Origin of the sequence: Photorhabdus aballayi, assembly GCF_026153155.1 — a bacterium.
GTDB classification, from domain to species: Bacteria; Pseudomonadota; Gammaproteobacteria; order Enterobacterales; family Enterobacteriaceae; genus Photorhabdus; species Photorhabdus luminescens.
Genome location: NZ_JAPFCD010000005.1, coordinates 112,964 through 138,809 on the forward strand (window position 1 = coordinate 112,964; position 25,846 = coordinate 138,809).

Annotated in this window: 23 protein-coding genes; 1 reads left to right on the forward strand and 22 read right to left on the reverse strand. The window is 41.8% G+C overall.

What is annotated here, in order from left to right; genetic code table 11:
• Nucleotides 1-73 precede the first annotated feature (73 nt).
• Both OO184_RS04615 and bamJ read right to left on the reverse strand, forming a co-directional pair.
• Nucleotides 74-1,177 carry a hypothetical protein gene (locus OO184_RS04615; RefSeq protein ID WP_265378166.1) on the reverse strand — a complete coding sequence of 368 codons (1,104 nt, stop codon included), beginning with the start codon at nt 1,175-1,177 and terminating at the stop codon, nt 74-76.
• Nucleotides 1,178-1,753: 576 nt separating this feature from the next.
• Nucleotides 1,754-2,374 (reverse strand): BamJ family beta-barrel-assembly machinery protein, encoded by a 621-nt coding sequence (bamJ, locus tag OO184_RS04620; protein WP_265378167.1) that lies wholly within the window; start codon nt 2,372-2,374, stop codon nt 1,754-1,756.
• 271 nt (nt 2,375-2,645) lie between these two features.
• Here bamJ and OO184_RS04625 point away from each other — a divergent pair, with 271 nt between their 5' ends.
• A complete protein-coding gene (locus OO184_RS04625; RefSeq protein WP_265378168.1) occupies nt 2,646-3,362 on the forward strand; it encodes a helix-turn-helix domain-containing protein in 717 nt (238 codons plus the stop codon).
• A gap of 36 nt (nt 3,363-3,398) precedes the next feature.
• Here OO184_RS04625 and OO184_RS04630 read toward each other — a convergent pair whose 3' ends face one another.
• From OO184_RS04630 to mutL, 20 genes are all read right to left on the reverse strand, one after another.
• Complete coding sequence (locus OO184_RS04630) at nt 3,399-4,694, reverse strand: ATP-grasp domain-containing protein (protein ID WP_265378169.1); 1,296 nt, start codon at nt 4,692-4,694, stop codon at nt 3,399-3,401.
• Nucleotides 4,695-4,704: 10 nt separating this feature from the next.
• The gene (locus tag OO184_RS04635) at nt 4,705-5,892 is read right to left on the reverse strand and encodes an MFS transporter (protein ID WP_312023686.1); all 1,188 of its coding nucleotides are present in this window, start codon (nt 5,890-5,892) and stop codon (nt 4,705-4,707) included.
• Nucleotides 5,893-6,016: 124 nt separating this feature from the next.
• Nucleotides 6,017-7,714 carry a carbamoyltransferase family protein gene (locus OO184_RS04640; RefSeq protein ID WP_265378170.1) on the reverse strand — a complete coding sequence of 566 codons (1,698 nt, stop codon included), beginning with the start codon at nt 7,712-7,714 and terminating at the stop codon, nt 6,017-6,019.
• A gap of 148 nt (nt 7,715-7,862) precedes the next feature.
• A complete protein-coding gene (locus tag OO184_RS04645) occupies nt 7,863-8,666 on the reverse strand; it encodes a dimethylarginine dimethylaminohydrolase family protein (protein ID WP_265378171.1) in 804 nt (267 codons plus the stop codon).
• Entirely contained in the window at nt 8,663-9,853 is a 1,191-nt protein-coding gene (gene argG / locus OO184_RS04650; protein WP_265378172.1) for an argininosuccinate synthase, read from the reverse strand. The genes OO184_RS04645 and argG overlap by 4 nt, the downstream gene beginning before the upstream one ends.
• Nucleotides 9,843-10,871 (reverse strand): PLP-dependent cysteine synthase family protein, encoded by a 1,029-nt coding sequence (locus tag OO184_RS04655; protein ID WP_265378173.1) that lies wholly within the window; start codon nt 10,869-10,871, stop codon nt 9,843-9,845. Before OO184_RS04655 ends, argG begins: the two co-directional genes overlap by 11 nt.
• Before the next feature lie 848 nt (nt 10,872-11,719).
• Nucleotides 11,720-12,172: a 50S ribosomal protein L9 gene (gene rplI / locus OO184_RS04660; RefSeq protein WP_265378174.1), complete on the reverse strand. Its 453-nt coding sequence runs from the start codon at nt 12,170-12,172 to the stop codon at nt 11,720-11,722.
• Between the two features lie 38 nt (nt 12,173-12,210).
• The gene (gene rpsR, locus OO184_RS04665; protein WP_000135199.1) at nt 12,211-12,438 is read right to left on the reverse strand and encodes a 30S ribosomal protein S18; all 228 of its coding nucleotides are present in this window, start codon (nt 12,436-12,438) and stop codon (nt 12,211-12,213) included.
• Between the two features lie 4 nt (nt 12,439-12,442).
• Complete coding sequence (gene priB, locus OO184_RS04670) at nt 12,443-12,760, reverse strand: primosomal replication protein N (RefSeq protein WP_265378175.1); 318 nt, start codon at nt 12,758-12,760, stop codon at nt 12,443-12,445.
• 5 nt (nt 12,761-12,765) lie between these two features.
• On the reverse strand, nt 12,766-13,161 hold the full coding sequence (gene rpsF, locus OO184_RS04675) for a 30S ribosomal protein S6 (protein ID WP_265378176.1): 396 nt from the start codon (nt 13,159-13,161) through the stop codon (nt 12,766-12,768).
• Nucleotides 13,162-13,341: 180 nt separating this feature from the next.
• Nucleotides 13,342-14,076, reverse strand: coding sequence for a 23S rRNA (guanosine(2251)-2'-O)-methyltransferase RlmB (gene rlmB / locus OO184_RS04680; protein ID WP_265378177.1), 735 nt, complete (start codon nt 14,074-14,076; stop codon nt 13,342-13,344).
• Nucleotides 14,077-14,198: 122 nt separating this feature from the next.
• On the reverse strand, nt 14,199-16,640 hold the full coding sequence (gene rnr, locus OO184_RS04685; RefSeq protein WP_265378224.1) for a ribonuclease R: 2,442 nt from the start codon (nt 16,638-16,640) through the stop codon (nt 14,199-14,201).
• 44 nt (nt 16,641-16,684) lie between these two features.
• Nucleotides 16,685-17,110, reverse strand: coding sequence for a nitric oxide-sensing transcriptional repressor NsrR (nsrR, locus tag OO184_RS04690; protein WP_049585060.1), 426 nt, complete (start codon nt 17,108-17,110; stop codon nt 16,685-16,687).
• Nucleotides 17,111-17,299: 189 nt separating this feature from the next.
• Nucleotides 17,300-18,598 (reverse strand): adenylosuccinate synthase, encoded by a 1,299-nt coding sequence (locus OO184_RS04695; protein ID WP_265378178.1) that lies wholly within the window; start codon nt 18,596-18,598, stop codon nt 17,300-17,302.
• A gap of 272 nt (nt 18,599-18,870) precedes the next feature.
• Nucleotides 18,871-19,881, reverse strand: a complete 1,011-nt coding sequence (gene hflC, locus OO184_RS04700) for a protease modulator HflC (RefSeq protein WP_265378179.1) — start codon at nt 19,879-19,881, stop codon at nt 18,871-18,873.
• Between the two features lie 5 nt (nt 19,882-19,886).
• Complete coding sequence (hflK, locus tag OO184_RS04705) at nt 19,887-21,107, reverse strand: FtsH protease activity modulator HflK (protein WP_265378180.1); 1,221 nt, start codon at nt 21,105-21,107, stop codon at nt 19,887-19,889.
• A gap of 105 nt (nt 21,108-21,212) precedes the next feature.
• Nucleotides 21,213-22,493: a ribosome rescue GTPase HflX gene (hflX, locus tag OO184_RS04710; protein WP_265378181.1), complete on the reverse strand. Its 1,281-nt coding sequence runs from the start codon at nt 22,491-22,493 to the stop codon at nt 21,213-21,215.
• 94 nt (nt 22,494-22,587) lie between these two features.
• Nucleotides 22,588-22,896 (reverse strand): RNA chaperone Hfq, encoded by a 309-nt coding sequence (hfq, locus tag OO184_RS04715; RefSeq protein ID WP_265378182.1) that lies wholly within the window; start codon nt 22,894-22,896, stop codon nt 22,588-22,590.
• A gap of 110 nt (nt 22,897-23,006) precedes the next feature.
• The gene (gene miaA, locus OO184_RS04720) at nt 23,007-23,948 is read right to left on the reverse strand and encodes a tRNA (adenosine(37)-N6)-dimethylallyltransferase MiaA (protein WP_265378183.1); all 942 of its coding nucleotides are present in this window, start codon (nt 23,946-23,948) and stop codon (nt 23,007-23,009) included.
• The gene (gene mutL, locus OO184_RS04725; RefSeq protein ID WP_265378184.1) at nt 23,941-25,842 is read right to left on the reverse strand and encodes a DNA mismatch repair endonuclease MutL; all 1,902 of its coding nucleotides are present in this window, start codon (nt 25,840-25,842) and stop codon (nt 23,941-23,943) included. Before mutL ends, miaA begins: the two co-directional genes overlap by 8 nt.
• Nucleotides 25,843-25,846 lie beyond the last annotated feature (4 nt).

Sequence of the window (25,846 nt, forward strand, 5' to 3'; positions counted from 1 at the left end):
ATTAATGTTTCAGACAACAATAATTCAGAGCTGATTATCATCTGAAACATATGACAATACTGTGTCAATTTACCTAAGCAAGAATTGAACCTTCAAGATATTTGACCACATTGCGATCAATCAAGCATTCACACTGTTCATCCATCACACCAAACGCCGTTATCCACATCTCCTCCATCCGTGCCCTTGCCATTTCAGGGCCCTTTTCATGCGCCAATAGTGCTAGCATATAAGTTGTGCCAGAGACCGTATAACCAGCCATTCTAATTCGGGAGCATTTCAGTGATAGCTCCAGAGGAGATGCATTCATTTCCGCCAGGCTTTTGGCAACAAAGGCGTTTTTCTGGGCCATATCCTTAACATCAGGAGAATTCAAAAATTGTTTGCGAGCAGTTTCATGCTCAATGAGGTAACGCAACGAGCTCATCAGATGGAAACTTTCCATTGGTTTAATCACCGAAACATCGGTACCATGCCAAATATCGAGGAGGGCCCACAAATCCATCTCTTTGACATTACCTGGCATAATTTTCTGGCCGGTATTATGGCCTATAGTATCTAAATAAACATAGGCAGTACTGGTCTCACTATTTTGGGAGAACGAATAAATTTTCGTATAATCCCCCGCCTTACTGATCCCCTTTTTCGTCAACATCACTTCCTCTGGTAAACGCCCCAACGTAACCACGCCATGAACATGATTGCGCGAAAGGATAAAACCTAATTTTTCCAACAGATTATGGGTTTGTTCCTTATCAAAATTACCGTTATTATCCCGCACACCCCATTGCCCGTCTTCCGTTAACGCCAGACCAAAAGGATCGACAATCATTTTTACTGGCACAGAACCAATCGAAGTCAGCATATTTTGCAGTGTTTCTTCAAATAATATTAAGCCCGCCTCAATATTATTATTTCTATTTGCCGACGAGATAAATCTCAGAGAAATATATTCTACCCCGAGTGTATTAGCGTGAATTATTCGGTCGACCGCACTACGCCAACCATAAGCAAAATAGCCGGGTATCCCCTTTGTCGGCTTACGTTCTTCTTCTCCCAAATCAATACTAACATCAATAGCCTGTGCCATTCTTTTCGGGGAAATTAGGTAAAGACTTTCAGAATTAATACGGCGAGAAAAATAGGGTATTAATGACGATATTTCAATTACATTCATTTCCATTTCCTTTATATCAAGACAACATTCCTGACTTATTAATCCGCCAGACCTTTTACAATCGTTGATGCAATGTGCAATGAAGTAACCTACACTATTCTTCAATATATTTAATAAATCAACATTGTCTTTATAATAAAAATAAACAAAACATTGTTTATTTGTTATTAAAGTTACTAAAGAAATAAAAAATGCTTTAAAATGCTAAAACTCAGGTAAAGTAAATAAGAGTTAACAAGAGAAAGAAGAAAATGGAATCTAGCCTTGCCAGCGAAACAGAACTATGATCACAATTAAGAGCAGAGAGAAGCCAAATACTGGTGGCAACAGCACGGAATATCAGGAAAATAGGGTTACCAATAGCATTACCATCTATTTTTTAGGTAAAAGCGAAAATCGATCAGGCCAAAAAACTATTTAAGGAAACAACTGGGACATCAAGAGAAAGCCAGTTAATCGGCAACATACTAGCTGAAATTTTCGATAGTCTGAAAACACTTCCCACTTTTTGAATGGGTTTATCAGTAGTCTGAGGCGAATATACCGGCTATTTTTAATCCTACTGCTGGATAAAACTTACAGAATATCCAATAATTCCACCTCAAAAATCAGAGTACTATATGGGGGAATCGATGCACCAGCACCACGCTCACCATAAGCCAAATTATAGGGGATATAAAGCTCCCATTTAGAACCGACAGGCATCAACGTCAATGCTTCAATCCATCCAGCAATCACACCATTTACAGGGAATTCAGTAGGTTCGCCACGCTGTACTGAGCTGTCAAACACAGTGCCATCAATCAGACGCCCCGTATAATGAACACGCACGCGGTCAGTACGGGCAGGAATTGCGCCATCACCCTGTTTCAGCACAGAGAACTGCAAACCAGATTCTGTGGTACTTATACCGTCACGCAGGGCGTTTTCTGCCAGAAACTTCTGACCCTCTTCTGCCATAGCTTGTTGACGTTCACGACGCACACCATCTGCACGCTCATGCATTTCACGTAAAGCACGATGTAATATATCGACCGGCACCGCTGGAGAATGATTTTCCAGCGCATCACACAACCCTGCCAACAGCGCTTCTGGTTCCAGACCTTGCAGGCCAGACTCTAGTAATTGCTGACCAACTTGCAAGCCAACCCCATAACTTGCTTGTGCTTCGATAGAGTCAAAAGAAAGTTTTGCCATGAAAATACCTGTGATCAAATTAAAATTAGGCCTGTAAGCATAACAGTGCTATGCAGTAGGGTAAACCAAAGATATCACTAGAAAAATACATGTCGACGAAATATATAAGAGCCAATAATCGATATAATTCTAAGTAGCATATTCACTTCTCAAAGGTTACAATATAAAAGTTCAATTTTTATATATTTTTACTTATAATTGATTATATGAATAAAATATTTTTTATATAAAATTAATTTTTTTGCAAATATTACATAATGAGGAAAATCTTATGAATACATTATTTAATGAGATTTTATCTGAAATTAAAAAGTCCAAAACCATGCCAGAATTAGAAAAGAGGCTGTTAAACGCGATAAATTATCTGGGTTTTGAATTCTACTCAATTTATCAGGAAGAAAAATACCCATTCACGACCAAAAAATATGTTCTAATAACCAACTTAAATATAGAAACCGCAAACAATTATAATCAATATAATAATCACGACAGCGACCAATTAATGAATGGTGATTACACCTTCTCCATCCCATCAGTTTGTAATGATAAAATATCAGAAGACACTGATTTTATGATTGAAAAATCAAATCCAAATAAAAATGAAGTGAAAAATAGTCTTTCAATCAAAATCAAAGGTTATCATGGAGAGAGGTCAATTTTTTCAGTTGCCAGAAAAGAAGGCATTATTTCCCATAATGAAATACTTAATAAAGCAGGCGTGCTAGGCATATTGGCAAATGAATGCATAAAAACATTCAATAACCTAAAAAATAAAAAGGATAAAATCATTGTTCCAACACTCTCTACCAGAGAGGTTGAAGTCATAAGATGGACTTGTGAAGGAAAAACTTCTGCTGAAATAGCCGATATACTGGATATTTCAACAAGAACAGTTAATTTCCACATTAACAATGTTATGGAGAAATTAGTAGTTCCCAATAAAGTCGCAGCAGTTGCTAAAGCAATAGCATATAATCTAATTATATAATGATTAGAGCCAAAATAAGGCCCTAACTATACGAAACTATAAAATATAATTAGACAATATACCCCTCCATGCATCATTAATTTCATTCATCAGGGATTTGCATTTGACATGCTCATCATTAATATGCACACAGACGTAACCGCAGAAATCATTATTGCTTTTTGGTGTTTCGTAAACCAATGAATTCTTCTCTAAATTAATTTTTATTGCAATAATTTCGCAATATAATTTACTCAGAATATTATCAATAGATGCTAATAATACTTTATTAACTTCTGTTTTATCAAATTTGTCATTAATTTTTCCATCTTTACCTGCCAGCAAATTAATCAAAAATGCTCTTCCCTTCGCTTCAGGCAATATCATTCGATCACTAAATCCTTTGACTAAATGGTCAACCCAAATTTCCTGCAAACTTATACCATATACCCGATTAGCCATATCCCAAATACGCATACCCGCAGGTCTACGATTAGTTTCAACCAGAAAAGTTTCTCCCGTTTTACTATCTTGCTTAATCTCATTATGGAATGCGCCAAGAGTCTGCCCTGAGATCAGATTCATTACCTGCCCTGCTTTATGTAATGCAATCGTATTTCTGCCATCACATTGCGCCGGTACTATTTGCCCTATTTCAACAGGATATTCCCCTTTCTGGGAAACTTTTTGCGTTAAAAACGCCATACAACCAATACCATCATACGAATATTCTGTATCGAAAATAATAAGTTCTTCTGCAAGAATTTGATTACCACCAGATTGCTCAACAGATTGAGCAAAAGCCTCTGGAATTTTACTTCTATCTTTAACCGCTACCACACCTATATTTGCTCGGCCACAGTTGGGCTTAATAATCACACCATGCGGAACCGAGTCATAAAATTCTTCTAATTCCTTAATCTCATTAATGAAAGTATACCGAGGTGTCTTAATATGTTGTGCCGCAAGCAGTGGTAATATTCGAGTTTCTTGTTGGCGGAATTGATATTTCTCAATACCTGCGAAACTTAATTCGGGATCATCACCATAAACGTTTAATTTCTTCGCGATAACAGCCGCATAGCCAGACACCGCATCCATAAAGGGAAGAATAGCCGCACATGTCATATTAAGTTCAGCAAGAACTGCCATCACACTATCAACATAATTTTCTGTTCGTACAGGAATATGATAGACAAATGGTGTGATATCTTTCTCCTCACCGGACAACATATCGCTAATAATCACTAACTCAAGGGAGTAATGGTATCGAATATAATCACGAATATTAACGATTTCACTCAGCCTTGCCGGAAGATAATCAAGCACTAACAAATATTTTTTCGAACTCATATTTCCTCCATTATTGACTATTATGCAGATTGAATTTAAGCGAACGATAAGGATTAATAATGACAAACATCAATAAAACAAATGCAGAGAATATTAGATAAATACTATTGTAGGAAAAATAGTTCAGTAAATTAGCACAAATGAAACTGGTTAAAGGTATCGCTAATTGATTCAAAACTAGCACCACACCAAGATACTGAGAAAAACGCTGCTTCGGAATAAGACTTGCCCGATAAGATCGGGAAAATAGATTAAAACAACCTTCCGCACCAATGACCAGTAAGAACCCTAATGTGTAAACCACAAATAACGGCCCGGTAGCAAATAGTGTAAGACCAGATAATGCAATCAGAAAAGCCGTTACACCAACGACACGTACATCAAAAATTCGGCATAATTTTGGCGCAATAAAAAATACACAACAATTCACCAGCCCCGCATAAGCCAAAAGCTGAGCATAACTGCCTTCCGGCTGTGAAAAAACGCTGGTGATAACATAAACTGCCGTTGACAGAATAGCACCTTGCATCACATTCATCAGAAATGTCAGGCTAATGACGCGTAACAAGGATGGGTTTCCCATCAGGAATTTAAAAATAGCCGGCAAATTATAACTTTCTCTATTAGTGTGTTCTTCAATCCGGTTTTTCCTTTGTAGCTGAAACCACATCAAGCTACTAATCAGGAAAGGAAAAAATGCAAATGCAAATACGGCATAAACACTGAATTTATAAACCAGCACACCGACAACCACCGGAGCTGCAATATAGGTAAACTGTTCAACAAATTGTAAACGAGAGTTAACAGAAGGTAATTCTGTTGCACTCATATTCTTAGAGACAAAACCTTCAAGGTTGACATATCCCGCTCCACTGAAAAAGGATAAAACACACGAGAGAGGAATAATGATATATACGATATTATTATCAGAGTATATGAATGAAAGGATAAAAAGAAATAAGCAAACTAATGATCGTAGAATATCACTCAGGAATAACATGACCAGCGTATGCATCCTGTCCCCCATCCAACCAGAAATGGGGAGTGAAATCACTCTGAATAACCGTTCCAACCCAAAGGCAAAAGACGAAAGCGAAGCGCTATTAGTTGAGGTATATACTAATACAGGTACAGCGAACATAACAAATGCTTCTGAAAAAACAGAAAAAAAGCGAGCCAGTATGATCCTGTGTATCATTAATATTACCTCAACCTTATTATCTATCCCAATAGGCCATTTTATTTATCAATTTGACGCTAAGCAAGACTCAAACTGATTCCATCAATTACGCCTACTGGGATAGATTTTTACTATGCAATAATTAATGAACTGATTTAATCAAATAATTCCCTAAAACTAAATAATCAATATTGGTTTTCATGAAAGTTTTAATGGCATCCTCAGGTGAACAGACGATTGGTTCGCTATCGTTATAAGAGGTGTTCAGCAATAAAGGTACACCTGTTTTCCGATAAAATGCCTCAATCAACTGGGCATAACCTGAATTTGATGCACTATCGACAACCTGCACTCTGGCAGTACCATCTACGTGAACCACCGCCGGAATTTGTGATGCTTTATCCACTTTAGCATCCATCGCTAACAACATATATTTTGCCGCTTCCGGTAATTCTTTCCGAACATGGAACCAATCAGCAACATGTTGACGCAATACACTAGGTGCAAATGGTCTAAACATTTCACGATGTTTAACTTTACGATTCATTAAATCGCGAATATCTTTATTTCTCGGATCAGCCAACAAACTACGATTACCTAATGCCCGTGGCCCAAACTCCATTCTGCCCTGGAACCAGCCAACAACATTATTTTCAGCCAGCAAGTCTGCGACGACTTCATGAATATTCTCTTCATATGTCCAGTCCAAACCATGAGCCTTCAAACTACGCTGGTAATCATCTTCGCTATATTCCAGACCCCAATAGGTATGAGTCAGAGGATAGCGTTGATTATTTTCAAGAATTTGATGCCAAATAAATAGTGCGGCGCCTGTGGCAGTCCCGCCATCATGTGCAGCAGGCTGAACAAAGATATCTTCGATATCCAACTCTTCATATAATCGCTTATTCGTTATGCAATTCAATGCAACACCACCCGCAAGGCAGAGTTTATTTGTCGCTGTTTCCTGCAAATAATGACGAGCCATATTTAACACTATTTCATCAGTTATTTGCTGGAGAGAAGCGGCAATATCATAATATTCCTGCGCCACCTCTCCACCAGGAACTCTTTTCGCAATACCAAACAAGGACTCTAATTTAGAAAATTCTCCGCTACGGAAATTGAGAATGGTGTTATCGATAGTAAACTCACCTTTCTCATAAATTTTAACGAATTCTCGAAATGCCGGCACAAAACCTTCAGGCTTGCCATAAGCTGACATTCCCATTACTTTACAGGCATCATATACCGAGAAACCTAGGAACTCGGCTAATTTCTCCCACATAAAACCAATTGAATGAGGATATTCAATGGTTTTAATTTTTTTCAGGCTATTGCCATCACCCAGATATACCCCTGCGGTATTATCCTCTCCAACACCATCAAGCGATAAGGTTAGCGCTTTATCAAATGGCGAAACAAAATAAGCAGATGCCGCATGCGCTGTGTGATGTGGAACCCAATGAAATTGACCACGGAATCCCATTGATTGCAAAATTTCTGGTACTGAAGTGGTTTTGCGATAGAAAATAGATTCACCCGATACACTTCCCCAACTTCCTTCATGAGTGACTTCATCAATAAAGATTGATTTTCTTCGCTCTATCGGATCGATAGAAAAACCAATATGACTCACATCTTCCAAGCTAATACCCGCAAAGTCCAATGCAACTTCAATAGAAGCCAATGGTAACTCATCAGGGTTATCAATATTTGCTGGTTTTCCGTGTTTTCTTCTATTTAGCCGTTCTTCCTCGATAGCAAAAATAGTTTCGCCATCTTTCAACAAACAAACTGCTGATTCATGGTAAACCGAATTTATACCTAAAATATACATGACTTATTATCCTCCCATTATATACTCGTTATCTTTCAAGCTGCCTCTTTGTTGGCTGCACTCACTCACCCCGGTCACATAGTTATCTATGCTCCCGGGGATTCGCTCCCTTGCCGTCGCGATGCAACTTGAAATCCATAGGGTATAATTATTTAATTTTTAATACTAAGCAGCGCAAACTACCACCACTCTTTAAAAATTCACTCATATCGCATTTAACCACATTGTAACCATAATTATTTAATTGACGCTCAACCTCTATAGAACAATCATGCATGAGAATATCTTTACCTACTGGGATATTATTACAGGAAAATAATTCCCTAGCGTCATTCTCTGAAATTGAAATCCTACGTTCAAACGTTTCAATAATATAGTCTTGACTCTCTTTAGTAAATGCCTCTGGGTAGTAAATAACCGTATCTTTGTCAATAAATGAGAATGCTAAAGCCACATGAAAAAAAGCCTTATCCTGAATATGCAGTTCACCTTTAACTTTAAGTTCTGGGTAGACTTTCTGAATTGTATTTATTGCTTCTTTATCTGAGCGAGGACCATAACCAAATATGATATCATTCTCCCAATAGATAACATCTCCAAGCCCTTCAAAATAGATACCTTCATCAACACGATGTATCTCATAATCTAGATTTGCCAGATAATCAATATAATACTGACTTTCCCCTTGGCGTTCAGCGTGCCGGAAATTACTAGCAAGGAATTTATTATTATGTACCATGCCACAATCACCTGAGAATGTCATATCAGGCAAACCATTAACAGGATCGATAGTACGAATAGTGATACCACGTTCAGTCAGCCGTTCATAAAGAAAATCCCATTGTTTCCGCGCTAATTCTTTATTAACTCTATTATTAGGGTCCATCCAATCATTAATAATGTATTCAATATCGTAAAAGTCAGGTTTACACATTAATAATTCTTTAATCATAATATTTGCCTCATCTTAGATTTAGCACTTTGCTTAGTATGAATATTAAATATTCTTGCAAATCCCTCCGCATCGTTTTGACTATATAAATGCCCACAATTATATATTGCTAAATTATCATCATAGATAGTCGTCTTTGAAGTACGGGAACAAACGTTGGCATATTTATAGCCTAATTCAAGCTTAATCTCACCATTGACATGTTGATTCATGCTATCAATAAAATGGTTTAAATGAGTTAATAAGGGATCATACCAAAGCCCAGAATAAACTAATTCAACCCATTTTTTATCGATTGTCTCTTTAAACCAATTCTCGTTACGATTACTACAGTAACATTCCAAATCACGATGAGCGGTAATTAAGATATGTGCAGCAGGTGATTGATAAATTGCGCGTGTTTTCAAACCGACAATGCCATCTTCAACAATATCAAAAATGCCAATTGACAGCTTTTTACCAATTTCATTTAATACTTCAATAATTTCATATAATGATTTCTTTTCACCGTCGATCGATACCGGTATCCCATTCTCAAAACCTAATGACAATAATATTGGTTCAGTGGCCGATAATGCATGCTCAAATAATTTCTCTTTGACATCTTCAGGAATTAACATTTCTGGTTCTGCCAACGGACCACATTCGATACTTAATCCCCATATATTTTCACTGGTAGAATAAGGGTTATTACAACCAAATTCTTGAGGAATACCATAATTCATAGCATAACTATTTACGACACTTTCGTCGTATTTAAAATCTCTCAACGAAGCAATAGGTATTTTATTCAGAATTTCTATATTCATATCCATTCTGACTTGATCATTACCCCTAAATTGATGGGCAATATAATCAATATTGAGCTCATTAGCTACTTCAACTGCCGCCTCTGCAATCGCAGGCCGGGAAAGTGCAGCACTGAGAAAATAACCATTTTGATAAATAGCATTCGCTTTTATCGCTTTTGTAAGGAAGTGTTCAGCATATTGCGCTCGATAATCTTTATAGATAAATTTATCAGCACCTGCAACCATGCATTCCAATTCAATATCTTCAATGTCTCTCACCTGTCCCTCATCAATATAAAGAGCAATCACCTCTTTATACTTAGATTTAAGACTCCTTATGATAAGAGGATTATAGAGGCGATTATAGTAAATCACCAAAATACGATCAGAACTCATTTAGTGTACACCCCATGTTTGTAATAATTTCTTCTAGTTCAGGCTCTTCTTTACTTTCCTCAACTAATTCTGAGAAATTATTTTCACATAACAAAATATCATTATAAATTGTGTCGATATAACGTTCTCCACTATCAGGAATAATGACAACAATATTATCTCCAGGTTTAAAATCATCCAGGTGATTTAATGCTGCGCTTACCGCACAACCTCCCGTTCCACCAATTAAGATACCTTCATTTCTGGCTAATTTTCTTGCTATACGAAATGCATCAATATCTGCAACCTTCAAGGTAATATCGATATTGCTACGATCCAGAATAGAAGGTATAAATGTCAGGCCCGCGCCTTGTACCAGATATTTTCCTGGTTCACCACCGAAAATAATCGACCCCACAGGTTCAACACCATAAATTCGCACCTGTGGATTTTTCTCTTTCAAATAGCGGGAAATCCCAGTAAGAGTTCCACAGCTCCCTGCCGTCGCAAAACAAGCCGCCAAATTATTGCCAAAGGTTTCATACAATTCACGCCCCGTGGATTGATAATGCTCATCAGGATTAACCTGATTTTCAAATTGCATGGGACTAAACGCATTCGGATAGGCTTTGATAATCTCTTTAGTTAAATCAATGCGATATTTGACAGTATCCGTTCCGGCTTCAAATTCTGGCAGGAAAATGATTTCCGCACCAAATGCTTTTATTTTATCGCGTTTCGCTGCTGGCACCATACGGTCCAAAACCGCAATAAATCGATAACCTTTAACCGCGCACGCCATTGCCAAGCCAATTGCCGTATTACCCGATGATGGCTCAATGACCACCATTCCCGGTCTTAATTCTCCCTGAGCCTCAGCCCTTTCCAACATAGCAACCGCAATACGATCTTTAATACTCCCGCTGGGGTTAATATTCTCCATTTTGAGAAAGACATTAATACCTTTGGTATATCTACCATTCAACATAACTACTGGAGTATTACCTATAGTTTGTAATATGTTTTTACCAAGTTTCATACCAACTTTATCCCTTATGTCTGGGTTAATATGAAGAACATATAATGATGACAAGGTATTTTCATTAACAAATAAAAAAGTCAATCAACTCAATATCTAATTTTCCTATTAATTCATTAATGAAACAATTTACTTTGTAAATAACTATGGAGAATAAATTCATGCCTATTAACAATAAGCACCTCTATTTGTGTTCTCACACAAGGGTTAATTAACAAAAATTATAATTATAAAATTACACTTAAAAGTCTACTGTCAACTCTGACAGTTATATCAATCAAATCCAATATAAATTTTTGATATTACCATTTAATAATAAGGATATATATTGTTATCATTAAATATTCTTATATAAAATCATATGAAATAAATTATCATTATGAAGAAAAATAGCGGCGATTATATAGTAATATATTTTTAATTATTATGAAATAATCATACATGTAATTAATCAGATTTATATGCAGATATATAAAAATATCCGATAAAAAATTCCCATATCAAAACAGAATTAACAATGCCGATATTATCTAATAATAAAAAATACGAATTTGATTATTTACAGATAATAATTTGATAATGAATAATATTTTCACTATAAAAACCGAAAAATCAACAATAAGAAAAACCGTTCAAGAGGCAATATTACAGAAGAATAGACAAAAGAAACTATGATTCTATAAACGACAAAATAAGGGTAGTAAATGTAAAATAAATCAGATTAATGCTCATTTCTTGGGAGTTACCGGCAAAAATTTTATAAACCACCAAGAGAATGGTAAATTGAAGCAATAAAAAACGCCGGCATTGCCAGCGTTTTTTACTTGTTAGCATCAGTTAATCAGAGATTAAGCTTCAGCAACAATGTTAACGTTCAATTTAGCGAATACATCGCTGTGTACCTGGAAGTTAACTTCGTGTTCACCAGTAGTACGCAGAACGCCATTAGGCAGACGCACTTCGCTCTTAGAAACTTCAACGCCCGCGGCAGTAACTGCATCAGCGATATCACGAGTACCGACAGAACCGAACAGTTTACCTTCGTCACCCGCTTTAGAAGCGATAGTAACGGAAACCAGTGCATTAATTTTCTCAGCGCGAGCTTCTGCTGTTGCCAGAACGTCAGCCAGTTTGGCTTCCAATTCAGCACGGCGAGCTTCGAAGAATTCAATATTTTTCTTAGTTGCAGGAACAGCTTTGCCCTGTGGTACTAAGTAGTTACGGGCATAACCCGGTTTAACGTTAACTTGATCACCCAGGCTACCCAGGTTTGCTACTTTATCAAGCAGAATAATTTGCATTACCTTATCCTCTCAGAGTCGTTAATGGACTGTGCCGATTACTGATGACGATCAGTGTAAGGCAACAAAGACAGGTAGCGCGCGCGCTTGATAGCACGAGCGAGCTGACGCTGGTATTTTGCACGGGTGCCGGTGATACGGCTTGGTACAATTTTACCGCTCTCGGTGATGTAGTTTTTCAGCGTAGCGATGTCTTTATAATCAATCTCTTGAACGCCTTCCGCGGTGAAACGGCAGAACTTGCGACGACGGAAATAACGTGCCATTTGGCTAGTCTCCAGAATCTATCAATTCAATCTGCTCGGCATGAAGAACCAGTTTGTTAAGACCATTGCGACCTTGATGGCAACTAATGAATCCTGAAACGGTTAATCGACTGCCGACCGTTATACTGTGAGTTAAAACTTGTAACAATTGTCCGCTGGCAATAACGGGCATTCTGCACCATGCTTGCCTGCTCAGACCGGCTTCCTGTTGCTGTGAACGGTGCTCAAGCACAAACTGGCAATGAGGAATGCCGGCAGGACTGACTTTTCGAATGGGAACTTTGCACACTGTGCCAGAAAGCACCAAACGATTAGTTATCACAGTTATTACTCTTCAGAATCCCCAGCTTCTTCAGCATCCATATTGGCGTCTTCCAGAGAGTAGTCACGGTTGCGACGTTCATCTTTGGCTTTAACCATTGGAGATGCTTCAGTTACCGCGTGCTTAACGCGCATAATCATGCTGCGGATAACGGCATCGTTGAAGCGGAAGTTAGTTTCCAGCTCATCAATCACTTCCTGCGGCGCTTCAACGTTCATCAGAACATAGTGAGCTTTGTGCAGTTTGTTGATTGGGTAAGCCAGTTGACGGCGGCCCCAGTCTTCCAGACGGTGAATCTGACCTTGCGCGTTAGCGATAGTCGCACTGTAACGCTCAATCATGCCCGGAACCTGTTCGCTTTGGTCAGGATGGACCATAAAAACGATTTCGTAATGACGCATTAGAATTGCTCCTTACGGATTATTCAGCCTCCTGTCAGGGTCAACCGCGGCCCGTGGAGGCAAGGAACTTGTTTAAGTGCGGCTGAAAAATTGACGCGTAACTATACCTACCTCACATAAAAAACTCAAGGAATGAACAGCGTAAAAACATTTTTGTTTCATATGTGAGATAAAGGGTTATTACGAGCCGCGCTGACGTACCGCTTCAAACAGGCAAACTCCCGTGGCGACAGACACATTCAACGATGAGACAGAACCCGCCATTGGGATGCTAATCAACTCATCACAGTGTTCGCGAGTCAGGCGACGCATACCTTCCCCTTCCGCCCCCATCACCAATGCCATAGGACCGGTCAGTTTGCTCTGATACAGCGTATGGTCAGCTTCTCCTGCTGTACCTACCACCCAAATATTATGCTCCTGCAACAAACGCAAAGTACGGGCAAGGTTGGTGACACGAACAAGTGGTACGCTCTCCGCAGCGCCACATGCCACTTTCTTCGCCGTAGCATTAAGCTGAGCGGAACGGTCACGAGGAACAATAACAGCATGTACGCCTGCTGCATCAGCACTACGCAAGCAAGCCCCCAGATTATGGGGATCTGTTACACCATCAAGCACCAGCAAGAAAGGGGTTTCTGTTTGTGCCAATAAATCCGGCAGGTCGTTTTCTTGGTACTGACGTCCTGGCTTCACTTTAGCAATAATCCCCTGATGCACCGCACCTTCTGTTTGATTATCCAGCCACTGACGATTTGCCAGTTGGATAGTCATCCCGATACTTTCCAGCGCATGAATCAATGGCGTCAGGCGGCGATCTTCACGTCCTTTCAGGACATAAACTTCGATAAAACGTTGAGGATCGCGCTCTAATAAAGCTTTAACGGCATGAATACCGTAGATAATTTCACTCATAATCTTTTTATTTTCACTGTTATACAGCACTGGCAAATACTGTGAGCCTATTCGATAAGCTCCATCTATTCAGGGTGAGATTAAAATATTCAGGCTATCCTGCTAATAGGATAGCCCTTTGATTATTTGTCTGCGCTTTTCTTAGCCCGTTTGGCTTTGAATTTAGCGGCAATTTTCTGAGTCTTGGCAGAAAGCGTTTTACCCTTTTTCTTCTCCACTTTAGGTTTATCCGCTGCTCTCTTTTTACGGGCAGCACCATCAAGCTCAGAGTGCTCCTCTTTGCGATAACCACGCCCTTTTTTCTTACTATTTCCGCGGCCAGGTTCTACTTTTTTCGCTCTATCACGCTCTGTTTTGCCTACATTCCGGGCTTTTCGGGTGGTAGAAAGCAGCTTAAAGTCAATATTACGTTCATCCATATGAACCGCTTCCACACGAATTTCAACTTCATCCCCTAAGCGGAAAGTTTTACCCGAGTATTCACCCACTAAACGCTGACCGACATTATCGAAATGATAATAATCATTACTCAGTGTGGAAACATGCACCAGGCCGTCAATAAACAGATCATTTAAGCGAACAAAGAAACCAAAACCTGTCACACTCGTGATAATCCCAGTAAAAGTATTGCCCACCTGATCCTGCATAAAATCACACTTAAGCCAATCGGCAACGTCTCTCGTCGCTTCATCTGCGCGGCGCTCTGTCATGGAACAGTGTTGGCCTAGTTGCAACATCTGTTCCATATCACTGTGCCATCCGCCGGTCGGTGTTCCACACTGCTCAACAATACCTTGCTGTTTTGCCAGCAGATATTTAATCGCTCGATGCAATACTAGATCAGGATAACGGCGAATAGGTGAGGTAAAATGCGCATAAGAATTTAATGACAGACCGAAGTGCCCTCGGTTTTCTGGATCATAAATTGCCTGCTTCATTGAACGTAGCAATAAGGTTTGCAATAGCTCATGATCCGGGCGTTCAGCCACTTGATGCATCAGTTGCGCATAATCTTTTGGCGTTGGTTGCATGCCGCCAGGCAGCGTCAATCCTAATTCGCCAAAAACCGAGCGCAGGTTAACAATGCTCTCTTCTTTTGGCCGATCATGAATACGGTAAAGCACCGGCTCGCCGTTTTTTTCCACGAAGCGCGCCGCAGCAATATTCGCCAGAATCATACACTCTTCAATCAGCTTATGAGCATCATTACGAACAATCGGTTCAATTCGCTCGATACGACGTTCAGCATTAAAGATAAACTTCGCCTCTTCTGACTCAAACGAGATTGCGCCACGTTGCTCACGGGCATTTTCCAATGCCTGATACAACTCATGTAAATGCTCAATATGCTGAACCAGTGGCTTGTAGTGCTCACGCAGTTCCTCATCACCCTGCAATATACGCCATACTTTGGTATATGTCAGACGGGCGTGAGAATTCATGACGGCTTCGTAAAATTTATAGGATGATAATCTCCCCTGCGCTGAAACCGTCATCTCACACACCATACAAAGGCGATCAACCTGCGGATTCAGAGAACAGAGGCCATTAGAAAGCACCTCCGGCAACATTGGGACAACCTGAGATGGGAAGTAAACCGAGTTACTCCGATTACGTGCTTCGGCATCTAACGCCGTTTGTGGACGCACATAGTAACTGACATCCGCAATGGCAACCCATAAACGCCAACCACCGCTTCGCTTCCTTTCACAATAAACGGCATCATCAAAATCACGGGCATCTTCACCATCGATTGTCACCAACGGCAGCGCACGCAGATCAACACGGCCTTTTTTCGCCGATTCTGGTACCTGCTCATCCAAAGAAACAACCTGGTTTTCCACTTGCGGCGGCCAACTGTGGGGAATTTCATGAGTACGCAGGGCAATTTCCACTGCCATGTTCGTTCCCATCTTTTCACCCAACACTTCAATAATTTTACCGACAGCTTTTGTGCGGCGCCCCGGGCGTGTAATCAACTCGACTACCACCACATTTCCCATGCGAGCACCACCGCTCTCATCTTTCGGGATCAGGATATCAAAGCTTAAACGGCTATCATCCGGCACGACAAATCCCATACCAGAATCAAGAAAATAGCGGCCAACAATCTGGCTGGCCTTAGGCACCAATACACGCACGATACGCGCTTCATTACGCCCTTTGCGATTCATAGACAATGGTTGCGCCAGCACGACATCACCATGAATAGCCATTTTTAGCTGCTCAGCAGAGAGATAAAAATCATCCTTGTGGCCTTCTACTCGCAGAAAACCATAACCATCTCTATGCCCAATAACTGTACCTTTCAATAAATCCAATCTTTCCGGCAAGGCATAACATTGGCGACGAGTGAAAACCAGTTGACCATCACGCTCCATTGCCCGTAAACGACGACGTAATGCTTCAATCTCCTCATCGTTAATCAGGTTCAACTCTCGTGCCAGTTCTTGGCGACTTACCGGTACAGTATGTTTAGCAATAATGTCTAAAATGTACTCACGGCTTGGAATAGGTGATTCGTATTTTTCTGCTTCGCGCCCTAAAAAAGGATCTTGTGACATGGCTGTTCCTCCGTTGTCATCAGCAGGCTGTTTGCGCCATTTCTTCATTCGGTCAGAAGCAGCTTATAAAGGGGGACATTATCTTCAATCATATCAGCTAAAGTATGCTTATCCAGCTCTTCTAAAAACCTTTCTATTGCCTGATTTAAGACTACCTTCAGGCGACACGCAGACGTGATATGGCAAGATTCCTGACTACAGTCAACCAACGATAATGGTTCAAGAGCGCGAACAACATCGCCAATTCTGATATCTTTCGCTGGCTTACCTAAACGGATACCGCCGTTTTTACCACGAACAGCATCCACTAATCCTAAGTGGCTTAATTGGTTAATGATTTTTACCATGTGGTTACGAGAAACACCATAAATATCAGTGACTTCAGAAATACTGGTCATCCGGCTTTGCGGTAAAGAAGCCATATAAATTAGCGCGCGCAAGCCATAATCTGTAAAACTCGTTAACTGCACATCAACCTCTGGATAATAAGATATAAACTAATATATCCGAGAACAAACTGAAAAAATAAGCACTTGTTCAACTTATATACCATGAATCGGCAAAAATCATGTTGATCTCCTAATCATTAAGCAAAAAAGGCCACAACAAATAGCAAAAAACCGGGCTGAAAAGCCCGGCTTTACCTGATCGTAGTATCATCAGGCATCAAACGGATCACGCAGAATCATAGTTTCTGAACGATCCGGGCCTGTAGAAATAATATCAACCGGAACACCAGTCAGCTCTTCTACACGTTTAATATAGTTCAATGCTGCCTGAGGCAATTTGCTATGCTCTTTCACACCGAAAGTGCTTTCATTCCAGCCAGGCATGGTCTCATAAACAGGTTCAATACCTTCCCAGTCATCCGCAGCCATAGGCGTAGTTTCAATCACGCTGCCATCAGGCATACGGTAACCAACACAGATTTTCACTTCTTTCAAGCCATCCAGTACGTCCAATTTGGTCATACAGAAACCTGATAGTGAGTTAATCTGTACTGCACGACGGATGGCAATGATATCCAGCCAACCAGTACGGCGGCTACGCCCCGTAGTCGCGCCAAACTCTTGGCCTTTTTCGCGCAAGTAACTGCCCGTTTCATCAAACAGTTCGGTTGGGAATGGACCCGCGCCGACACGAGTAGAGTATGCTTTGATGATCCCCAAAACATAATCAACATAGCATGGACCTAAACCAGAACCTGTTGCAACTCCACCCGCCGTAGTGTTGGAAGAAGTCACATATGGGTAGGTGCCGTGGTCAATATCCAACAATGTGCCCTGTGCGCCTTCGAACATAACCAATTCACCTTTCTGAGTCGCTTTATACAACAAATCAGAAACGTCGACGACCATATCCGTCAGAATATCGGCAACAGCCATGATTTCATCCAGGGTTTTCTGGTAATCAACCGCCGGTTCTTTGTAATAGTTAACCAGTTGGAAATTGTGATATTCGATAATTTCTTTCAGCTTAACTGCGAATGCTTCCTTATCAAACAAATCACCAACCCGCAAACCACGACGAGCAACTTTGTCTTCATATGCAGGACCAATACCGCGACCGGTTGTACCAATTGCTTTTGCACCACGCGCTTTTTCACGGGCATTATCCAATGCAACATGGTATGGCAGAATAAGTGGACAGGCTTCTGAAATGAGCAGACGCTCGCGAACAGGAACACCACGGGATTCTAACGCGTTCATCTCTTTCATCAGCGCATCAGGCGCTAATACGACGCCGTTTGCAATGATACTGATAACATTTTCACGCAGGATCCCTGATGGGATTAAGTGGAGAACGGTTTTTTCACCGTTGATAACCAGTGTATGACCAGCATTATGGCCCCCTTGATAACGAACAACATACTTAGCTCGTTCAGTCAGCAAGTCGACGATCTTGCCCTTGCCCTCGTCACCCCATTGGGTGCCCAATACGACAACGTTCTTACCCATTTCAAAATTCACTCGGTTGCTTAAAAATGGATTCTAACATCTCATCCCACACCTTTCAGTAATTTTTATCACATCCGTTATTTTTGTTGACCACCAGACATGACAAAGCCCGCAGGATGCGGGCCTAACTTATATATCAGTCGTCTTTCAAGTTGCCTCTTTGTTGGCTGCATTCACTCACCCCGGTCACATAGTTCTCTATGCTGCCGGGGATTCGCTCCCTTGCCGTCGCGATGCATCTTGAAATCCATAGGGTATAGATTCAGCATCTATTAGTGTTGAACTGCACGCTTTTCAGGTGCTTTCATATAACGGAAGAAATCAGCTTCTGGGCTTAATACCAAAACATCTTTCCCGTCTTCACTAAAGCTTTTCTCGTAAGCACGTAAACTACGGATAAAGGCATAGAAATCCGGCGCTTGACTGAATGTATCAGCAAACAGTTTAGCGGCATCCGCATCACCAGAACCACGCAAAGTAAGCGCTTCACGCTCCGCTTTTGCGCGGATTTCAATAACTTGCTTATCTGCTGCTGCACGCAGTTTCTCTGCTTCTTCCAGACCTTGCGAACGATGACGACGAGCTACCGCTTCACGTTCAGCGCGCATACGCTGGTAAATCGCCTCTGAAACTTCTAATGGTAAATTGATTTGTTTGATACGCACATCAACAACTTCAATACCCAATGCCGCCATACTGTTCGGATTGATAGCAAGTTGTTTATCCGCCGTTTCTTGCTCTACACGAGCCGCCGCCGACGCAATAGCATCATCCGTTTCAGTTGTACTCGCTGTTTCTTTATCCGTTGTACCTTTATTAAGCGCATCACGAACATCTGTGGTCAATTGACCACGGGAATCCGTTACGATACCACGCACATCCTTACGGCCAATTTCAGAACGCAGGCGGTCGCTGAATTTACGCTTTAACAATACTTCTGCTTGAGAAATATCACCATTACCGGTTGCCAGATAATAACGGCTGAAATCGTTAATCCGCCATTTCAGGTAAGAATCAACTATCAGGTCCTTATTTTCACTGGTCAAGAAACGGTCGGCCTGAATATCCATCGTCTGAATACGAGCATCCAGGGTTTTCACCGTTTCAACAAAAGGTATTTTGAAATGTAGCCCCGGCTCATAAACAATCGGTTTATTTCCCGCATCACGCAGAACCTTGCCAAAACGCAGTACAATGCCACGCTGTCCTTCCTGCACAATAAATAGAGAGGCATAGAGAGCAACTAATACTGCGATAATAACAACGACTAATGATTTACGCATGATTATTATCTCCCTACCCTGATAATGTCATTACGCAGATTATCTGTTCGGTTATAATTCGCGCCCCGACCTGAATTTGAAGGCAGAGTTGGACGAGTAACCCGCAGATCAGAAGCTACCGTATTATCTGATTGCACTGTTCCCTCTTTTTTAACACCAGAAGCATCGCCGCGTAACATCTGCTCTAATGGCAATACCAACAAATTATTGTTGTTATCATTAACAATAACTTTGCGGGTACGACTCAACACTTTTTCCATCGTTTCAATGTACAAACGTTCACGAGTAATCTCAGGCGCCTCTTTATATCTAGGGAGCATTTTGGCAAAACTTGCCACTTCCCCCTGCGCTTCCAATACTACACGAGCTTTATACGCTTTCGCCTCTTCAATGATACGTTGCGCATCACCTTTCGCACGCGGCAAGACTTCGTTCGAATAAGCCTCCGCTTCACGAATAGACTGCTGCTCATTTTCACGGGCAGCAATAACATCGTCAAAGGCAGCCTTAACTTCTTCTGGCGGACGAGCAGCCTGGAAGTTAACATCCAACAAGGTTATTCCCATTCGATACGGAAGAATCGTCTTTTCCAACTCACGCTGAGTGTCATCACGGACAATCATACGGTTTGCCGTCAAAATTTTATCCATCGTATATTTACCAACAACACCACGAACCGCGCTATCCGTTGCCTGACGCAAGCTATTATCAGGACTTGTCACGCTGTAAAGATAAGCGGCAGGATCAGTCACACGATACTGCACGTTCATCTCCACGCGAACAACGCTTTCATCTGATGTCAGCATCACGCCGGCAGTGGCCAATTCACGAACAGATTCCACGTTAACTGGAACAACTTCATCAATGAATGTGGGTTTCCAGTTCAGACCTGGCTGCACAATATGGTTAAATTTACCCAAACGGGTAACAACACCACGTTCTGTTTCTTTAATCGTATAAAAACCGCTAGCGGCCCAGATCACGACGACAGCAACAGCGACAAGGCTAACAATACGCCCGCCAAATTTTGCCCCTTGGTCAGAACCATTACCGCCCTTGTTCCCACCAAAACCCCCGAGTTTACTGCTCAGCTTACGGAACAGATCGTCGAGATCAGATGCCCCACGGTTTCGACCACTTTTGTTCCCGCCGGAATTGCCGCTATTATTGCTGCTCCCCCACGGGTCGCGGTCTTGTCCGTTGTTCCCGGGCTGATTCCACGCCATGTTTTAGCTCCATTCTTTTATGATTGGTTTTTCAGGCCAAGAGCCTCTTATCAACAAGCCGACTCTCAATCACATAAGTTTTCTGATATTCACCTGACAGGCACATCAGACAACATAATCAAACAAATCCTGTTCTTGTTTGCATAGACGGCGCCAGTCAACAATCGGCATTCTCACTTCGATACCAACCTTACCGTCCTCTTCTATCCACTCTTTCTCTATTGCTTGCAGTTGATAGAAGCGGCTGCGTAAACGACCAGCTTCCGGCGGCAAACGCAATTTGTAATGTGCAATTTCACCCGAAAGACGCTCCGTTAACGCTTGTAACAATAACGGGATACCTTCACCAGTTTGCGCAGACAACCAAACTCTAACCGGTAAGTTATCTTCGTTGCGATCAATACGCGGCGTGAAGCTGCCCAGCATATCAATCTTATTCATCACCAACAGCACCGGAATTTGATGCGCTTCAATTTCTTCCAGTACGCTGTCAACAGCAGCAATATTTTCGTCGATGCGACTATCCGCAGCATCAACAATATGCAGCAACAATGTTGCCTGCCGGGTTTCTTGCAATGTCGCTTTAAATGCCGCCACCAGATCATGAGGCAGATGACGAATAAAGCCAACGGTATCAGCCAGTACTACCGTACCAACATCATTAACTTCAATCCGTCGCAACGTTGGGTCCAGCGTAGCGAACAATTGATCAGCCGCATAAACCTCAGCAGCCGTCATGCGATTAAACAAGCTCGACTTACCGGCGTTGGTATATCCCACCAATGAAACCGTCGGTATATCCGCTTTATTTCGCGCTTGGCGCCCCTGTTCACGCTGTCTCTCAACCCGGCTCAGACGACTCAGGATCTGACGGATTTTATCCCGTAATAAACGCCGGTCCGTCTCAAGCTGCGTTTCCCCCGGCCCTCTCAGACCAATCCCACCTTTCTGACGTTCAAGGTGAGTCCATCCCCGGACAAGACGGGTAGAAAGATGACGTAACTGAGCCAACTCTACCTGTAACTTCCCTTCGTGAGTCCGCGCCCGTTGGGCAAAAATATCCAGAATCACGCCGGTGCGGTCGATAACTCGACACTGACAGAGCCGCTCAAGATTGCGTTCCTGTGCAGGGCTGAGCGCATGATTAAACAACACAACATCAGCACCGCTAGCCTGCACCGCCTCAGCAATCTCTTCCGCCTTACCTTCTCCGACAAAATATTTCGGATGAGGGGCTTTCCTACTCCCCGTGACAATTTGCACAGGAACTACACCAGCAGAAGTTACCAGTGATTCAAACTCACTGAGATTATCTGTGTCTTTATCCTGCGAGAAAAAAACATGCACCACAACGGCTTGTTCGCCGCCTTCATAACGTTCAAACAAAGGTGCGACCTCTCAGGCTGAGTATAAACGCTACAGGAAAAAACATAGGTAAAACCCACCTATGTTTTTCTTCATTCTATTACTGCTCTCAAGCTTATTCAGTGCCATTACTTTCCTGTTGTGCTGCCAGAGCAGAAACGCCACCAGAATGATAATTACCTACGCTTGCCCCTACATTCGTATTGCTACTATGATGAGATATTGCGCGAGAAGGTACAACAGTAGAGATGGCATGTTTATAAACCATCTGGCTAACTGTATTCTTCAGTAAAATGACAAACTGGTCAAAAGATTCAATCTGACCCTGCAATTTGATGCCGTTGACCAAATAAATAGAAACCGAGACCTTTTCACGCCGCAATGCGTTCAGGAACGGATCTTGCAAAGATTGCCCCTTAGCCATTCTATATTTTCCTTATTTTGTTGTTTTTAACTAAGAACCTAAAGGTTCGAAAAAATGAACTACTCAAAAATTGCGCTTTGGTACTCATCAATTGTACACAATCAATAAACCTATGCACTAACAACCTGCATAACTGTGCCTAAAGCTTGCTCTGGTTGAGAACTATCCAACCAATGAACCGACTTCCAACCTCTGAGCCAAGTTATTTGGCGCTTTGCCAACTGACGCGTCGCACAAATACCGCGATAAATCATCTCATCGTAGTCAATTTCGCCGGAAAGATAAGACCACATCTGACGATAACCAACACAACGAATAGAAGGTAAATCCACATGCAAATCATGACGAGCATAAAGTGCTTTAACTTCCTCTTCAAATCCTGATTCAAGCATTTGATGAAAACGCTCTTCAATACGTTGATGAAGGAGCTCGCGTTTCACCGGTGCAATAGCAAATTGATGAACATAATAAGGCAGAGATTCTCCTGACAATTTAGTCAATTCAGTGAGAGTCTTACCCGAAATAAGAAAAACTTCCAGTGCCCGCGAAAGCCTCTGTGGATCATTAGGATGAATTCTTAACGCCGCCACAGGATCAATCTGCTGTAATTGCTGATGCAATGCGTCCCATCCCTGCTCTGCCGCTTGTTGTTCTATTTGCGCCCGAATAACGGGATCAGCCGAAGGCAAAGGCGATAAACCTTCAAGTAACGCCTTGAAATAGAGCATCGTTCCTCCAACCAACAGAGGAATACGGCCAGAAGCGGTAACTTCTGCCATTTCCTTCAATGCATCGCGACGGAAATCAGCGGCAGAATAAGGTTGAGAAGGGTCCAGAATATCGATTAAACGATGAGGCGCCAACGCTTGCTCTTCAGTTGTTGGTTTGGCAGTGCCAATATCCATTCCACGATAAATCAGCGCAGAATCAACACTGATCAGTTCCACCGGAAGATGCTGACGTAAAGCGATAGATAAAGCTGTTTTGCCTGAGGCCGTCGGCCCCATAACAAAAATTGCCGTTGGTAGATGTTGAGTTTTCTGATCACTCATGAGTAAGAGATGCCACCACTGCTTGTAAATCAATTAATTGTAATAACCCATCTGGTGGAGATTTTACCAGTTGTGGGCAAAGACGCTCAACATCAGCTAATAACTGTACCGCCTGCGCAACATTCCACGTTTCATATTCACTACCGATATGACGAGCAAGCCAGGTTACAACCTGTTCTGTCGATGCTGATTCCTGTTGTACTAAGTAACCTAGCAACTCAGGAATTAATTTAGGCAGATTTTGTTGACGTAATGGTAACGATACCGCACGTAGTGTCGCTTTTCCATGAGATACGGAAGCTTCAATACCAAAAGAGCCCAATAAGTCACTATAATGATTTAAAGCGTCAGCTTCCTCTTTACTAAGAGCTAGTTTCAGCGGTATCAACAGCGGCTGTGATTTCAGCCCTTGTTCCGTTGGTGTTAACTGTGCTCGCTTTAACCAGCATTCAGCTACCGGCAAAGATAACAACCCAATTCCCAATGGAGATTCAATCAGAGCATAGCACGATGAATAGATGCTCAATACTTTACCAAAACTATGGCTGCTATTTTTAACCTGAACACGAGCAGAAGTCACCTTTTCCGCCATAACCGGAGCGATTCTTGCCGGAAATAATTCTCTTTTTTCTTCAGGTTCAGGTACAGACTGCATCAATTTCTGATACACCTCACCCTGACGTTTCTGATAATGGTCTGCATGATATTGACGATTTTCACTACCGCGAGAGCTGCCTGCACTCCCTTTACTTGGCAAAACCTCTTTTGGTGACGATGTTGCCGCAGGTGTGGCATTACTTTGCCGGGAAAAATGATTTTCCCCTGCTGACGGGCGGTTTTCCGGCTCCCATGCAGGAGCAGGTTCACAGCAAGCCATATCCAATTCAGCGCCTCTTCCGCGCTGTTTTAATACAGCGGTTACACCCTGATAGATAAAATCATGTACCAAACGGGCTTGATGGAAGCGAACTTCATGCTTTGCAGGATGCACATTCACATCTACCTGATGCGGATCAACTTCCAAATATAAAACATAAGCAGGCTGTTGTTCCCCTCGGAGCAAATCTTGATAAGCCTGACGTATAGCATGGTTAATTAAGCGATCACGCATCATACGTCCGTTTACATAACAATATTGAATATCTCCACTCGCTTCAGCATTCATCGGGTCAACAACCCATCCTTTAATCGATAAATCATCGTGCTGCCAGGAAAGAGAAAGTGCCCGTTGCATAAAAGCGGTACCACAAATAGAAGCCAACCGCCGCTCATACTGTGATTCATCTTTCGCTGGCCGGTATTGACGCATTAACTTACCGTTATGATGTAAGTTGATCAATACATCCAGACGCGCCAGTGCAATACGTCTGACAACTTCATCAATATGACCAAATTCCGTTTTTTCTGTTCGCAAAAATTTACGTCGCGCGGGTGTGTTATAAAACAGATCCAACACTTCGACAGTACTGCCTACCGGATGTGCCGCCGGCTTCACCGTCACCGCCATATCCCGCCCTTCCGCGTAGGCTTGCCAAGCTTCATGCTGTTCTTCAGTACGGGAAGTCAATGTCAGACGCGAAACTGAGCTGATACTCGCCAGCGCCTCCCCACGGAATCCCATACTGATAATAGCTTCCAAATCATCAAGTGTGGCAATCTTACTGGTGGCATGACGCGCCAACGCTAGCGCAAGATCTTGATGGTTGATGCCGCAGCCATTATCACGAACACGAATAAGTTTTACTCCACCGCGCTCAATTTCAATATCAATACGGCTAGCGCCAGCATCAAGGCTATTTTCCACCAACTCTTTTACTACTGATGCAGGGCGTTCTACGACTTCGCCAGCCGCAATTTGGTTTGCTAATTGAGGAGGTAGGATCTTGATCGCCATATTT

Excerpts from the sequence above, each read along its gene's own strand:
- OO184_RS04615 (WP_265378166.1), bottom strand. The coding sequence starts at position 1,177 with ATGAATGTAATTGAAATATCGTCATTAATACCCTATTTTTCTCGCCGT.
- bamJ (WP_265378167.1), bottom strand. The coding sequence starts at position 2,374 with ATGGCAAAACTTTCTTTTGACTCTATCGAAGCACAAGCAAGTTATGGG.
- OO184_RS04625 (WP_265378168.1), top strand. The coding sequence starts at position 2,646 with ATGAATACATTATTTAATGAGATTTTATCTGAAATTAAAAAGTCCAAA.
- OO184_RS04630 (WP_265378169.1), bottom strand. The coding sequence starts at position 4,694 with ATGAGTTCGAAAAAATATTTGTTAGTGCTTGATTATCTTCCGGCAAGG.
- OO184_RS04635 (WP_312023686.1), bottom strand. The coding sequence starts at position 5,892 with ATGATACACAGGATCATACTGGCTCGCTTTTTTTCTGTTTTTTCAGAA.
- OO184_RS04640 (WP_265378170.1), bottom strand. The coding sequence starts at position 7,714 with ATGTATATTTTAGGTATAAATTCGGTTTACCATGAATCAGCAGTTTGT.
- OO184_RS04645 (WP_265378171.1), bottom strand. The coding sequence starts at position 8,666 with ATGATTAAAGAATTATTAATGTGTAAACCTGACTTTTACGATATTGAA.
- argG (WP_265378172.1), bottom strand. The coding sequence starts at position 9,853 with ATGAGTTCTGATCGTATTTTGGTGATTTACTATAATCGCCTCTATAAT.
- OO184_RS04655 (WP_265378173.1), bottom strand. The coding sequence starts at position 10,871 with ATGAAACTTGGTAAAAACATATTACAAACTATAGGTAATACTCCAGTA.
- rplI (WP_265378174.1), bottom strand. The coding sequence starts at position 12,172 with ATGCAAATTATTCTGCTTGATAAAGTAGCAAACCTGGGTAGCCTGGGT.
- rpsR (WP_000135199.1), bottom strand. The coding sequence starts at position 12,438 with ATGGCACGTTATTTCCGTCGTCGCAAGTTCTGCCGTTTCACCGCGGAA.
- rpsF (WP_265378176.1), bottom strand. The coding sequence starts at position 13,161 with ATGCGTCATTACGAAATCGTTTTTATGGTCCATCCTGACCAAAGCGAA.
- rlmB (WP_265378177.1), bottom strand. The coding sequence starts at position 14,076 with ATGAGTGAAATTATCTACGGTATTCATGCCGTTAAAGCTTTATTAGAG.
- rnr (WP_265378224.1), bottom strand. The coding sequence starts at position 16,640 with ATGTCACAAGATCCTTTTTTAGGGCGCGAAGCAGAAAAATACGAATCA.
- OO184_RS04695 (WP_265378178.1), bottom strand. The coding sequence starts at position 18,598 with ATGGGTAAGAACGTTGTCGTATTGGGCACCCAATGGGGTGACGAGGGC.
- hflC (WP_265378179.1), bottom strand. The coding sequence starts at position 19,881 with ATGCGTAAATCATTAGTCGTTGTTATTATCGCAGTATTAGTTGCTCTC.
- hflK (WP_265378180.1), bottom strand. The coding sequence starts at position 21,107 with ATGGCGTGGAATCAGCCCGGGAACAACGGACAAGACCGCGACCCGTGG.
- hfq (WP_265378182.1), bottom strand. The coding sequence starts at position 22,896 with ATGGCTAAGGGGCAATCTTTGCAAGATCCGTTCCTGAACGCATTGCGG.
- miaA (WP_265378183.1), bottom strand. The coding sequence starts at position 23,948 with ATGAGTGATCAGAAAACTCAACATCTACCAACGGCAATTTTTGTTATG.
- mutL (WP_265378184.1), bottom strand. The coding sequence starts at position 25,842 with ATGGCGATCAAGATCCTACCTCCTCAATTAGCAAACCAAATTGCGGCT.